This is a genomic window from Streptomyces asoensis (genome assembly GCF_016860545.1).
Taxonomy (GTDB): Bacteria; Actinomycetota; Actinomycetes; order Streptomycetales; family Streptomycetaceae; genus Streptomyces; species Streptomyces asoensis.
This window is the reverse complement of the sequence record NZ_BNEB01000006.1, coordinates 272412-284696: the sequence shown is the minus strand read 5'-3', so window position 1 is coordinate 284696 and position 12285 is coordinate 272412. Positions and strand designations below refer to the sequence as shown.

Here is a 12285-nt window from a genome sequence, read left to right as displayed (position 1 = left end):
CGGCCCCGCGTGTGCCCGGCAGGACGCGGGCCGGGCCAGGCATGGCCGCCCCGCCCCGTCCTGCCGCGCCGCGTACCCGTGCAGGCGCACCCTCCTCGAGGGCGGCTGGAGGACCGCTCGGCGTCGGCTCGGCACCCGGGCCGTCACCGCCCCGAGTCGCGCACACTGACCGGGGGAAGGGCCCGTCCGGCCTTCCCGGCAGGTCAAGTGCGCCCGTGGAAACGGAGAGTTCACGGATGGGGGACGAGAGGGTGGACACCGATACCGCGATGAGTCCCAGGACCGCGCAGGCGTGGCGCATCGCGGAGCTGGAACGCGAGGTCCGAGAGCTTCGCCGCACCAACAGGGCACTGCGCCGATGGGTGACCGGCACGCTTTCCCACGACGACGCCGCCGAGACGGACGGCCACGACCTCGCGGCAGCCGGCCTCCCGGACGGCATCGGGGACGGCATCGGGGACGGCGTCCCGGACAGGGGCACGGACGGCGCCGAGCACCCCAAGCACCCCAAGCACCCCGAGCCCGCCGAGCCCCCCGGGCGCGACCACCCGGCCCCGCCACCCGCACCGGCGCACGACACCCGCCCCGCCCGCCGACGGCCACCGCAGACGCCCGCCCCGCGCCCCGCCGTCGCCTTCCGCGCACTGGGCCCGATCGAGGCCCTCGTCGGCGGCCGCCCCGTCGACCTGGGGGCGCCCAAACAGCGCGCCCTGCTGGCCCTGCTGGTCAGCACCGCGGGCCGGCCGGTGCCCTGTGACGTCATCGTCGAGGAACTGTGGACCGGACACCCGCCGCCCGCGGCCGTCTCCTCCCTCCACGCCTACGTCGCCAACCTGCGCCGCGTGCTGGAACCCGGCCGCGCGCCCCGCACCCAGCCGACGGTGCTGCGCACCCACGCCCGCGGATACCTCCTGGACGGCCGGGCCGTCGAGGTCGACGTGCACCGCTTCAGCGCACATGCCGTCGCCGGCTGGCAGGCACTGGACCGAGGCGACGCGCCCGGTGCGGTGCGCGAGTTCGAAGGGGCACTGGCCCTGTGGCGCGGACCGGCCTACGCCGAGGTCGCCGACACCGCGCTGGTACGGCCGGACGCGGCCCGGCTGGAGGAACTGCGCCTGTCGGTGGCCGAGGGGCGCTGCGCCGCCCTGCTCGCGGCCGGCGCCCACGAGATCGCGGTCGCCGAGCTGGAGGCGTTCGTCCCGGACCACCCGCTGCGTGAGTACGGCTGCGAGCTGCTGAGCCTGGCCCTCTACCGGGCCGGCCGGCAGGCCGACGCACTCGCGGTGCTGCGCGCCAACCAGCGTTACCTGGCCCGTGAGCTGGGCATCGATCCGCGCCCGGCGCTGCGGCGGCTGGAGGAACAGATCCTCAACCACGCGCCGGCGCTGGACTGGCGGGCGCACCCGGCCGCGTCCTTGAAGACGGCCCGGCGGCCCGCGCCGGCGGCCGACCAGCGCGCCCCGCACCGCACCGCCCGCCGCCAGCCGCCCCACCACACCCTGCTGCCGCGCACCGACCTGCCGCGCACCGACCTGCTGCGTGCCCCCCTGCCGGCCGAGCTGTAGCCGCCCCCGCCCCCGCCTCCGTGGCCGGGCCCGCTCCCGGCCGGCTTCGGCCCGGCTCCGTCCGCCTCAGAGTTTGTGGGTCACCCAGAGCAGTTCCGCCGGCCAGCGGTGTGCCCAGTCGGGCGGGTCGGTCTCGTTGTAGCCGTTGGGTGCCGTGGGGCCGGGCCGCGGCTCGATGAGGTCGTCGATGACCAGACCCGCGCCGCGCAGGACCTTGACCCAGCCGCCGTAGGTGAGCTGGTAGCTGCTCGCGCCGTCGTCCTCGGCGACGGTGTCGAGCCCGAAGTAGTCCTGCCGCAGCGTCCGGGTGACGCGGGCGGCGGCTTCGTCGTAGCAGGCTTCGAACCAGGGGCTGGCGACGTTGAACACCAGGCGCCCGCCGCGGACCAGGACGCGTGCGGCCTGCGGGACGGCCAGGTGCGGGGGAGCCCAGCTGAGCCCGCCGAAGTCGCAGAACACCACATCGAAGCTGCCCGCGGCGAAGGGGAGTTGTTCGGCGGCGCCCTGCACCAGCGGGTAGCGGGCCGTGCCCATCGCGCGGGCCGCCGCGGCGAGCTGGGCCTCGGACAGGTCGAGCCCGACCACCCTGGCGCCCTCGGCGGCGAGCGCCCGGGACCACTGTCCGGCGCCGCAGCCGAGTTCGAGGACGCGTTTGCCGGTGACGTCGCCCAGGGCGTGCAGCTGCGCGTCGGGCAGGGAGTACATGCCCCACAGCCGGGGTGCGGCGCCGATCTGCGGGTCGTGCTCGTGCTGGTAGGCGCCGCTGATCCGGTTCCACAGCCGCCGGTTGGCGGGGATGCTCGGCGAGCCCGGGAGGGTGAGGTCGCGCCGGTACCAGGTGCCCTGCTTACCGCCGAGGTGGGCCGGGTCGGCCGGGCCGGCCGGGACGAACCCGGCCTTGGCCAGCACCCTCGCGGAGGCGGCGTTGCCGTGGGAGGCGGCCGCCCGCAGGGTGTGCAGCCCGTGCCGGGTGGCGGCCAGCGCGCACAGCCGCCGGACCGCCTCGGTCGCCACGCCGCGGCCGGTGGCATGCTGCGCGACCCGGTAGCCGAGTTGCGCGGTGCCGTCGACGAGGTCGACCAGATTGAACCGGCCGAGCACCGAGCCGTCCTCCTCGGCCAGCAGCACGTAGAAGGCGCAGACGCCGGCCTCCTGCTCCGCCAGCAAGGCGTCGTAGCGGTCGGTGAACCGGTCGAAGTAGTCGTCGCCGCGATCGCTGACCGAGGCGGCGAACCAGGCGCGGTTGGCCAGTTCGAAGTCCAGGACCGCCGGGGCGTGGCCGGCCTCCAGCCGCTTCAGCTCGGGCATGGCCCGACCCTACCCGCACGGCCCCCGGCGGCCACCCGAATATCGCGCCGCCACCGGCCCCCCCTCCCGGGGATCGACCGCCCCGGGCGGGCGGGCCGTCCCGGCCGGCGCAACGACGACGAAGACGCAGCAACCCCAGCATCCAGTGCGGGGGTTGCTGCGTCACGGTGACGTATGGTCAGGCGCCGGCCGTCATGCCTTGACGTCGGCGGCCTGCGGAGCGGGCGCCTGCGCGGGGGAGGGCGCCTGGACGGGCGCGGGAGCCTCCGCCAGCACCTCGGCGGCCTCGGCGTGCGCGTCACGCTTCTCCGCGCTCACCTTCCCGAGCAGGAACAGGGCGATCAGACCCGCGGCGGCCAGCACGCCCGCGGCCACGTGCAGCGCCAGCGCGAACCCGTCGGAGGCGACCGCGGCGGGGTTGCCGTCGCCCGCGTGGTCGTTGACGTAGCGCAGGGCGATGGGCACCAGGGTGGCCAGGCCCAGGGCCGCGCCGATCTGCTGCATCGACGTCTGCACACCGGAGGCCAGTCCCGCGTCCTGCCCGGTGACCTCGTGCAGGCCGCCGTTGATCAGCACGGGGAAGCCCATACCGTTGAACAGCGCGAACACCACCAGGCCGGGCATGACCCCGCCGACGTAACTGGCGTCGGGGGAGAAGCCGTTGGCGGCGATGAACTGGCCCAGGGCGGAACCGAAGAAGGCGATGACCACGATCGGCTTGACGCCGATACGGGGCATCAGCGCGGTGGACACACCCATGCCCACACCGGTCGCGATGGTGAGCGGGATGTAGGCCAGGCCCGTCTCCATCGGCGAGTAGTGCAGCACCTGCTGGAGGTACAGGGTGGCCACGAAGGCGTAGGTGTAGAACGACGCGAACGACATCATGCTCACGGCGTTGCTCGTCACCCGGGTGCGGTTCTTGAAGAACCGCAGCGGGATCATCGGCTCGGGCACCCGCGACTCCCACACGGCCGTGAAGACCAGTGCGGCGGCCCCGCCCAGCAGCGGCAGCAGCACCTGCGAGGAGCCCCACGAGTGGTCGGCCGCCTTGAGCAGGCCGTACACGACGCCCACCAGACCGGCGGTGGTGGTCAGGGCCCCCACCAGGTCCAGACGCTGGCCCTCGCGGCGGGCCATCCGGCTCTCCGGCATCAGACGCGGAATGACCACCAGCGCCAGCACCACGATCGGGATGTTGATGTAGAACACCCAGCGCCAGTCGATGAAGTCGGTCACCAGACCGCCGACGACCGAGCCGACCGCCCCGCCGAGCGCGGCCAGTCCGCCCCAGATCCCCAGGGCCTTGGCCCGCTCCTTGGCGTCGGTGAACAGCACGGCGATCAGGCCGAGCGCGGCCGGCGCCGCGAGCGCCTCACCGAAGCCCTGGAGGAACCGTCCGGCCACGAGCAGACCGGGCGTGTTCGCGGCGCCGCACATGATCGAGGAGACGCCGAAGAGCAGGACACCCGCCACGAACACCTTGCGGCGGCCGAGCAGGTCGGCGACGCGTCCGCCCAGCAGCAGGAATCCGGCGGCCATCAGCAGGTAGCCGTTGACCACCCAGGCCAGGCCCTCGGTGGAGAACCCGAGGTCGGACTGGATGTTGGGGAGCGCGATGTTCACCACGGTGACGTCCAGCATCAGCATGAACTGCACGGCGGTGAGTACGGCCAGCGCCTTCCAGCGCCGGGGGTCGCCGGCGGTGGTGCCGCCGGCCTGGTCTCGTGATTCGTTGAGGGTACTCATGACGTTAGTTGTCCTCCCGGTCCGGGGCTGGACGGTTCCTTCCGCTGGTTGGTGCGCCGGTCGCTGCGACCGTCAGCCGACGATGTAGCGCTCGACCGTGGGCGCCAGGAGCGTGACGATCTCGTCCACCGACGCCGACGCGATCGGCTCCACGCGCAGGACGTACCGCAGGAGGAACACACCCCACAGCTGCGCGGCCGACGCGTTGATGTGGATCGGCTTGATGCTGAGCTTGCCCGCGAGCTCGTCGATGCTCAGCGGGTCCTCCTCGAGCGCCACGCCCGCCTGCGCGAAGACCTGCGCGGAGAAGAGGTTGCGCATCGGCTCCGCGCCCTCCTTGCTGGCGGTCGCGGTACGCAGGGCCGTAAGGAGCTGCGGCTGCCACTTGGGGTCCTCGAAGAATTCCAGAGTGAGGCGCACGATGTTCTCGGCGAGCTTCTCGCGCGGCCCGTGATAAGCGGCCGCACCGGCCTCCGCGAAAGCCTGCCCGTACGCGGTGATGATGGCCGACGCTTCTTCCACTTCGGTTGCTGTAGACATGTACTGACCCTCCAGGGGGAAACCTTGGCTTTTCGCGGTATGGTCGCCCGCCCCGCTCGTATCCGGCTCGACAGGCGCTTGATCGGGGATCGAAGCCCGCTCGTGCGACAGCTGGAATCACTGGTGACGCAATACCGGCACACGACGTCGCCGCCCGGAATACGACGAACCGGGCGCGCGGCCGACGACCTCCCGGCCCCGGCCGACCACTTCCCGGCCCCGGCCGCCGGCCGGACGGCGCACGGGGGCGGGGTTATGACGCGGCGTCGTCCTGCTTGGCCGCGAACGCGGCGTTCGACGACTGGCGCGCCTTCTGGTAGTAGGCGGCGAGCTTGTAGTACGCCTCGCCCGACGGCGCCAGCGCGACGGCGGAGACGAACTCGCGTCCCCCCTCGTACACATGGGGCACGCCACGGGCGAACCGGTCCACGTCCGCGTCGAACGGCGCGGGCAGCTCACCGGGGTCCTGGGTCTTCACCGAGAAGCAGATCCGCTCGACGGCGGAGGAGTCCCAGTTGAACGTCGGATACAGCGAGAACGACCGCTCGAGGAACTCCATGACCTGCGCGTCCGGCTGCGGGAACCCGAACGCACGCAGCAGCGCCACCTTGTTCTGCGCCGGCACCTGCGCCGCGGCGAGATACACGTTCAGCGTGCGCTTGTGGTAGTTGACGCCGATCGCCGACACCTTGTCGTCCCAGCCCAGCCGCGTCAGCGTGTCCAGGTGCTCGCCGAGCGCGGACGGCACCGACGGGATGCCCGCGAACTTCACCAGCGGCGGGAAGTCGTCCAGCGGGAAGAACGCGTACGACTTCTTGAACCCGCCGACGATGCCGTACTCGACACCGTAACTGGCTATCGCACAGCGCGCCTGGACCTCCGCCAGCAGTGCGCCGACGGGGTGGTCCGTCTCCTCGATGAGACCGTGCGCCAGCGCGGTGGCATACGGATCGCCGCCCTCGGGAGTCAGCGAGAAATCGAAGTCGACTTCCCCGCGGTGCCGTTCACCGGCCGCCATGCTGAAAACGATGTGGGAACCGGGGAGTTCGTCCCCGAAGGCCTTCAGGGCCGGGGCGACCTGGTCGGGCGAACAAGGAACGTCCAGCAGCCGGGCCGTTTCCTCAACCGCCGAATAGACCTTATCCAATCCAGCGGGTTCTGGCATGAGCTCCTCCAAAGGGTCAGCCGGTGTCTGCGGCATACGCCACCACCCTGACCCACCCCTCTTGGCGCCGTCTTGGCGCCCGACCGGACCCCCGCCGATTTCCCCGCACACCTGTTCCGCGCCGTGCCGCTCGACTTTCGCTCCAACCGGGCTCCACCTCTGCTGCATTCGCGCCGCGCATTCTGACCCCGCCACTTTCTCCGCGTCACCCGCCGAAGCGCACAAAGCCCCGTCCAAGGAGATGCGTCGTGACCACTGCCGTGACCCGCCGGGCCGCCACCGACCAGGATGCCGCCCACGCGCGGCGCACCGTCGAGGACCTGCTCGGCCGCGTCCAGCACCGGATGAGCGACTTCCTCGCCGCCGAACGCGACCGCTACGCGGCGGTGCACGAACACGCCGTCGTCGCCATCGACGCACTGTCCGACCTCGTACGGGCCGGCGGCAAGCTCATCCGCCCGGCGTTCTGCCTCACCGGCTACCTCGCCGCGGGCGGCGACCCCGACGACGCCGCCGTCATCGACGCGGCCGCGGCCCTGGAACTGCTGCACGTCTCCGCCCTCGTCCACGACGACGTCCTGGACGACTCCCACACCCGGCGCGGCAAGCCCGCCGTCCACCTCCTGCACGCCACCTTGCACCGCACCCGCGGCTGGCAGGGCGAGTCCCGCCGCTTCGGCGAGGGCGTCGCCCTCCTCGTCGGCGACCTCGCACTGGTCTACTCCGACGAACTCATGTCGAACGGCCCCTCCGGCGGATTCGCCGAATGGCACCGGCTGCGCTCCGAAGTCATGATCGGCCAGTACATGGACGTCGCCGCGGCCGCCGAGTTCAGCATCGACCCCGACCTGTCCCGGCTCATCGCACTGATCAAGTCCGGCCGCTACACCATCCACCGCCCCCTGGTCGTCGGCGCCGGCGCCGCCGGACGCCCCGACCTCGCCCCCGCCCTCACCCAGTACGGCGAAGCGGTCGGCGAGGCGTTCCAGCTCCGCGACGACCTCCTCGACGCGTTCGGCGACGCCGCCCGGACCGGCAAGACCGCCGGCCTCGACTTCAGCCAGCACAAGATGACCCTCCTGCTGGGCTGGGCCATGCAGCGCGATGCCCGCATCCGCGACCTCATCACCGAGCCCGGACACACCCCCGAGGAGATCCGCGGCCGCCTGCTGGACACCGGCGTCCCCGAGGACGTCGAACGCCACATCGCCACCCTGGTCGACCAGGGCTGCGCGGCCCTCGCCGACGCCCCCCTCGACCCCGCCTGGCGCGGCGAACTGACCAACATGGCCCTGCGCGTGGCCTACCGCGACAAGTGACCCGCCCCCGTACGGCAGTTGGAGGAACAATGACGACCACCACGCAGCTGGCGGACCTCTTCACCGGTGTCGAACAGTCGGCGGCACTCATCGACGTGACCTGCTCACGCGAGAAGGTCTGGCCCGTCCTGGAAGCCTTCGAGGACGTCATCCCGCAGGCCATCATCGCCTTCCGGGTGGCGACCAACGCCCGCCACGAAGGCGAGTTCGACTGCCGCTTCACCATCCCGCGCACCGTCGACCCCTACGAGCGGGCCCGCGAGCACGGCTTCGTCACCCCCACCGGCCGCCCCGCCGAGAGCCTGCTCGGCGACATCCGCAGCCGGTGCCCCATCGACAGCTACGGCATCGACTTCGGCATCGTCGGCGGCTTCCGCAAGATCTGGGTGTACTTCCCCGGCGGCCACCGCCAGAGCCTGGCCGAACTGCGCGACCTGCCCTCCATGCCGCCCAGCCTCGCCGAGAACTTCGCCTTCTTCGCCGACCGCGGCCTCGCCGACAAGGTCGACGTCGTCGCCATCGACTACCGCAGCAACACCGTCAACCTGTACTTCACCAACTTCCCCGACCACCTGCGCCGCCCCGCCGAAGTCCTCGCGATGCACCGCGCCACCGGCATGCCCGACCCCAGCGAGCAGATGCTCCGCTTCTGCGAGAAGTCCTTCGGCTTCTACGTCACCCTGAACTGGGACTCCCCGAAGATCGAACGCATCGCCTTCAGCGTGAAGACCCACGACCCGCTCGCCCTGCCCGCCCGGCTCGGCCCCAAGATCGAGCACTTCCTCGACAGCGTCGCCTACGGCGGCGACGACCCCAAGATGGTCTACGCCGCCATGACCTCCTCGGGCGAGGAGTACTACAAACTCCAGTCCTACTACCGCTTCCAGGCACGCAGCCGGCTGGACCTCATGCCGTCCATCGACCATGGCGCCGACGCCGCGTGACGCGGGCGGCCCCGCGCCGTTCCGCTTCAGCCGGATGGAACGCGACCTGCGCGGCCACCGCCTGCGCACCGTGTCCGTGGACGGCATGCCCGCCCAGTTCGTCACCGACCCCGCCCTGGTACGCCGCATCCTGGTCAAGGACGGCAAGCACTACGGCAAGGGCGAGCTCTTCCAGAAGGCCAGGATCCTCAGCCGCGCGGGACTGCTCGCCCCCGACGACACCCTGCACCGCCACTACCGGCGACTGGCCCACCCCTACCTGCGCACCGCGGCGGTCGCCGGCCACACCCCGCTCATGCAGGACATCGCCCGCAGCACCGTGGCCCCCTGGCGGCCCGGACGGCCACTCGACATCCAGGCCGAGATGTGCCGGGCCGCCAGCGGCATCGCGCTGAGCACCCTCTTCGGCACCCTGCCCGAGGAGACCTCCGGCACGCTCGGCGAGCACCTCGCCGCCCTGTCCTGGGAAATGATCAGAAAACCCCTGTACGGCGCGGCGGCCCGCTCACCGCAGCCCGCCGGACGGCTGGCCCGCGCCTTCACCGACTTCCGCGCGCTGCTCGCCCCCCTCGCCGGCCGCCGCGACCCCGCGCACCCCACGGCCGGCTACCTCTCCGCCCTGCTGACCGACACCGGCCCCGACGGCACCACCGCACTGGACGCCGGACAGATCTGCGACGAGGCCGTCATGATGCTCACCGCGGCCACCGTCACCACGGCCTCGGTGATGTCCTGGGCCCTCCACCTCCTCGCCCAGGACCCCCTCGTCGAGGAGAAGGTCCTCAAGGACCTGGCACACACCGAGAGCACGGACCCGGACACCGGCACCGGCCCCGCCGCGGGCGCCCGACCCGGCCACGGCCACGGCCCGCCCGGCTACGCCCTGCGGTTCCTGATGGAGGTCCTGCGGCTCTACCCGCCCGTGTGGATCACCTGCCGCAAGACCCTCACCCCGGTCACCCTCGGCGAGCACACCCTCCCCGCCGACACCCACGTGATGTTCAGTTCCTACCTGCTGCACCGCGACCCCGACCGCTACCCCGACCCCCACCGCCTCGACCCGGACCGCTGGCTCACCCTCCGCCCGAGCGCCCAGGACGCCTCCTACATCCCCTTCGGCGCCGGAGCACGCGGATGCGTCGGAGAGACGTTCGCCTGGAAGGAACTCGAGACCCTGCTCGGGGCGGTGGCCCGCGAATGGCGCCTGAGCGCCGGACCCGGCAGCCGGGTGCGCGCCGCCCCCCACACCACCCTGCACCCCCAACGCCTGCTCATGACCCCCGAACCACGATGACCCCCGGACCACGACGACCCACCCCCGCTGAACCGGCCCCCAGGGGCCACCGCACACGCGTCACACCGCACGACCCGCACCACATGCCGCACGGCACCGCACCACAGCGCACCGAACTGCACCGCACCGCACCGCACCGCACGGGAGACCACCGGAGCCGACCGAACGAGGGGAAGCCCATGAGCGCCGCCACGCCCGCCTCCGGGCCACACGCACGCCAGGCCGAGATCACCTCCCAGGCCTGGGCCGAAGCCCTGTGCATGGCCGGTGCCGGCCCGGCCCGCCGCCCGCCCGGCGAACTGGCCGCCGCGGCCCTGCTCGCCCACAGCGCGCTGTCGGCCGGCCTCGGACGCAGCATCCCCCTCACCGGGCTGGGACCGCACGCCGGCTCGGTACGCACCCTCGCCACGTTCCTCGCCGTCTACGCCCACGAGCACCGACACCGGCAGCCGGGCGGCGGCGAACAGCGGGACGCGCAGGACCTCGGCACCGCGCAGGACCTCGGCACCACTGACGACCTCGGAACCGCGGCATGAGCCCGCCCCGCCGCCCGCCCGAGGCCGGCCCGGACGACAAGGAGCCCACGTGAGCCGAACCGAGGAGTTCGCCGAGCTGCGGCCCGTACTGTTCGCCATCGCCCACCGCATCCTGGGCAGCACCGAGGAGGCCGAGGACGCGGTCCACCAGGCCTGGCTGCGCTACGAGGACGCCCCCGCGGAACCCGCCTCGCGCCGCAGGTTCCTGTCGGCCGAGGTCACCCGCATCGCAGCCGGCTTGCTGCGCCCCGCCCCGCAGCAGCCGGCCCCGCAGCAGCCGGCCCCGCAGCAGCCCGCTGCGGACCAGCCGGCGGAAGGGACCGAGCCGCACGCGACGGCGGCGGTGATGCTGCTGGAGCGGCTCGCCCCGCTCGAGCGCGCCGTGTTCGTCCTGCGCGAGGTCTTCGGATGCGGCCTGGCGCAGATCGCGTCGGCCCTGGGCTGCTCGCAGGCCGTCTGCCGGCAGCTCGCCGCCTCCGTGACGGCCGGCAACGGCGGCAGCAGGGCCCAGGCCTGGCCCGGGCGCATCGTCGGCGCCGAGCACGTGGCCCGGGTACTCGGCGCGATCGGCCCCGCACTGACCCGCTTCGACGTCACCATGGAGCCGCGCCACGTCGGCTCCCGCTCCGGCGTGGTCTTCCGCGACCGCAACGGCCACGTCCTGAGCACCCTGGTCCTCGACGTCGTCGACGGCCGCATCCACAAGGTCCGCTGGGTGAACGACCCCGGCACCCCCGCAGCCGACCTCCCCGCGGCCGGCAGCCCGGCCGAACAGACCCCCGCCGCGGCCCCCTGACCGGCATACAGCAGCGCTCCATCTGAACTCGAAGTTCCGCCGCCCGCACGGGACTTGCGCTTCCGCCCCTTCCTAGGATGGAGCCCGCAAGTCCCCCTCCCGGGCGTGCCCGCCGCTCACCATCCCCCGACGGCGGGCACGCCCCAGCCCGCCGCCGCGGCCGGCCCCGATCCTCTGAAGCTCCTCAACTTCCTTGGCACACAGCAGAGCTGACGGCCAGGATCGAACCCATGACGGGAATCACGGGGCTGAACAAGAAGCACAACTTCGTGCTGACGATCCGCGACACGGACGTGGTCGCCGCGGCGCTGCGCCAGGCACTGGCCGAGGCGACGCCCGAGGAACGCGCGGGACTCGAGCGCGCCGCCGCCCTCGTGGAGTCCAGCGCCGCCGCCGACGAGAGCGGGCTGCGCGCCCGGTGGGTCCACGCCCGCCTGGCCGCCGTCGGCTTCCAGGGGGACATCACCTCCGTCGCGGCGGTCAGGGCCCTGCGCAAGGCGGAACCGAAGCTGAGCCTCCTGGCCGCGGTCCAGCTCCAACGCGAAGCAGCGGCCCAGGGACAACGCTGATCAGGTGGCCCGCAAGGTCCCGCTGCCCGCACGATGACCCCATGGACCACATGGACCGGGACCACATGGACCGTTTGCGGCAGAGCACGTGGCGGTACGTGGCGGAGGTGCTCCCGCCCGAGGAGCTGCCGATGCTTGCCGCTCACGCACTCGTCGACGGACGGGACAGCCCCGCCCTGCGCGAACTGGCCGGCCTGCCCCGCGGGAGCGACGCGGACGAGATCCGCGAACGGTACGTCCAGGCCCTGCACGAACTCGGCATCCCCCTGCCAGACGAGGAAACGGCCGGCCGCCTCCTCCTCGTCGACCTCGCGACCGCTCTCACCAAGGGCGAGCTGAGCCCCAGGGAGGTGGCCGGCCGGCTGTCGATGACGGTCGCCGCCCGCACCCCGCAGGAGACCCTGTTCCTCTCCGTCGCGGCGCACTACAGCCCATGGATGCCGTTGTCGAGACCGTAGTCAGGTCTCAGCATTCCGGGCGTTTCGGCCCGGAAGGTCCGT

12 protein-coding genes and 1 pseudogene are annotated in these 12285 nt (G+C 72.7%); 8 read left to right on the top strand and 5 right to left on the bottom strand.

The features are described 5' to 3' along the window. The first annotated feature begins 236 nt into the window (after nucleotides 1-236). A complete protein-coding gene (locus Saso_RS37720; protein WP_268934809.1) occupies nucleotides 237-1565 on the top strand; it encodes an AfsR/SARP family transcriptional regulator in 1329 nt (442 codons plus the stop codon). 66 nt (nucleotides 1566-1631) lie between these two features. Here Saso_RS37720 and Saso_RS37715 read toward each other — a convergent pair whose 3' ends face one another. From Saso_RS37715 to Saso_RS37695, 5 genes and pseudogenes are all read right to left on the bottom strand, one after another. Next, on the bottom strand, nucleotides 1632-2363 hold the full coding sequence (locus Saso_RS37715) for a class I SAM-dependent methyltransferase (protein ID WP_189927329.1): 732 nt from the start codon (nucleotides 2361-2363) through the stop codon (nucleotides 1632-1634). Between the two features lie 15 nt (nucleotides 2364-2378). Further along, nucleotides 2379-2873: pseudogene (locus Saso_RS37710) on the bottom strand (GNAT family N-acetyltransferase); the annotation flags it as partial. Nucleotides 2874-3065: 192 nt separating this feature from the next. Further along, nucleotides 3066-4622 (bottom strand): DHA2 family efflux MFS transporter permease subunit, encoded by a 1557-nt coding sequence (locus Saso_RS37705; protein WP_189927280.1) that lies wholly within the window; start codon nucleotides 4620-4622, stop codon nucleotides 3066-3068. A 72-nt stretch (nucleotides 4623-4694) separates the two neighbouring features. After that, nucleotides 4695-5162: a TetR/AcrR family transcriptional regulator gene (locus tag Saso_RS37700; protein ID WP_189927279.1), complete on the bottom strand. Its 468-nt coding sequence runs from the start codon at nucleotides 5160-5162 to the stop codon at nucleotides 4695-4697. A gap of 253 nt (nucleotides 5163-5415) precedes the next feature. Then, nucleotides 5416-6327: an aromatic prenyltransferase gene (locus tag Saso_RS37695; RefSeq protein WP_229901521.1), complete on the bottom strand. Its 912-nt coding sequence runs from the start codon at nucleotides 6325-6327 to the stop codon at nucleotides 5416-5418. 248 nt (nucleotides 6328-6575) lie between these two features. Between Saso_RS37695 and Saso_RS37690 the strand changes: the two genes are divergently transcribed. From Saso_RS37690 to Saso_RS37660, 7 genes are all read left to right on the top strand, one after another. Continuing rightward, the gene (locus tag Saso_RS37690) at nucleotides 6576-7646 is read left to right on the top strand and encodes a polyprenyl synthetase family protein (RefSeq protein ID WP_229901520.1); all 1071 of its coding nucleotides are present in this window, start codon (nucleotides 6576-6578) and stop codon (nucleotides 7644-7646) included. A 29-nt stretch (nucleotides 7647-7675) separates the two neighbouring features. Next, nucleotides 7676-8590 carry an aromatic prenyltransferase gene (locus tag Saso_RS37685; RefSeq protein ID WP_189927277.1) on the top strand — a complete coding sequence of 305 codons (915 nt, stop codon included), beginning with the start codon at nucleotides 7676-7678 and terminating at the stop codon, nucleotides 8588-8590. After that, nucleotides 8571-9884: a cytochrome P450 gene (locus tag Saso_RS37680; RefSeq protein WP_189927276.1), complete on the top strand. Its 1314-nt coding sequence runs from the start codon at nucleotides 8571-8573 to the stop codon at nucleotides 9882-9884. The genes Saso_RS37685 and Saso_RS37680 overlap by 20 nt, the downstream gene beginning before the upstream one ends. A 179-nt stretch (nucleotides 9885-10063) precedes the next feature. After that, nucleotides 10064-10420 carry a hypothetical protein gene (locus Saso_RS37675; RefSeq protein WP_189927275.1) on the top strand — a complete coding sequence of 119 codons (357 nt, stop codon included), beginning with the start codon at nucleotides 10064-10066 and terminating at the stop codon, nucleotides 10418-10420. Nucleotides 10421-10469: 49 nt separating this feature from the next. After that, the gene (locus tag Saso_RS37670; RefSeq protein WP_189927274.1) at nucleotides 10470-11216 is read left to right on the top strand and encodes a sigma factor-like helix-turn-helix DNA-binding protein; all 747 of its coding nucleotides are present in this window, start codon (nucleotides 10470-10472) and stop codon (nucleotides 11214-11216) included. Nucleotides 11217-11446: 230 nt separating this feature from the next. Then, nucleotides 11447-11785, top strand: a complete 339-nt coding sequence (locus tag Saso_RS37665) for a hypothetical protein (protein WP_189927273.1) — start codon at nucleotides 11447-11449, stop codon at nucleotides 11783-11785. 41 nt (nucleotides 11786-11826) lie between these two features. Next, nucleotides 11827-12243, top strand: a complete 417-nt coding sequence (locus Saso_RS37660) for a hypothetical protein (protein ID WP_189927272.1) — start codon at nucleotides 11827-11829, stop codon at nucleotides 12241-12243. The last annotated feature ends 42 nt before the right edge of the window (nucleotides 12244-12285 follow it).

Bases quoted from the DNA above. Each gene is read 5' to 3' on its own strand.
- Saso_RS37685 (WP_189927277.1), top strand. From the start codon at position 7,676: ATGACGACCACCACGCAGCTGGCGGACCTCTTCACCGGTGTCGAACAG.
- Saso_RS37660 (WP_189927272.1), top strand. From the start codon at position 11,827: ATGGACCACATGGACCGGGACCACATGGACCGTTTGCGGCAGAGCACG.
- Saso_RS37680 (WP_189927276.1), top strand. From the start codon at position 8,571: ATGGCGCCGACGCCGCGTGACGCGGGCGGCCCCGCGCCGTTCCGCTTC.
- Saso_RS37665 (WP_189927273.1), top strand. From the start codon at position 11,447: ATGACGGGAATCACGGGGCTGAACAAGAAGCACAACTTCGTGCTGACG.
- Saso_RS37675 (WP_189927275.1), top strand. From the start codon at position 10,064: ATGAGCGCCGCCACGCCCGCCTCCGGGCCACACGCACGCCAGGCCGAG.
- Saso_RS37700 (WP_189927279.1), bottom strand. From the start codon at position 5,162: ATGTCTACAGCAACCGAAGTGGAAGAAGCGTCGGCCATCATCACCGCG.
- Saso_RS37705 (WP_189927280.1), bottom strand. From the start codon at position 4,622: ATGAGTACCCTCAACGAATCACGAGACCAGGCCGGCGGCACCACCGCC.
- Saso_RS37695 (WP_229901521.1), bottom strand. From the start codon at position 6,327: ATGCCAGAACCCGCTGGATTGGATAAGGTCTATTCGGCGGTTGAGGAA.
- Saso_RS37720 (WP_268934809.1), top strand. From the start codon at position 237: ATGGGGGACGAGAGGGTGGACACCGATACCGCGATGAGTCCCAGGACC.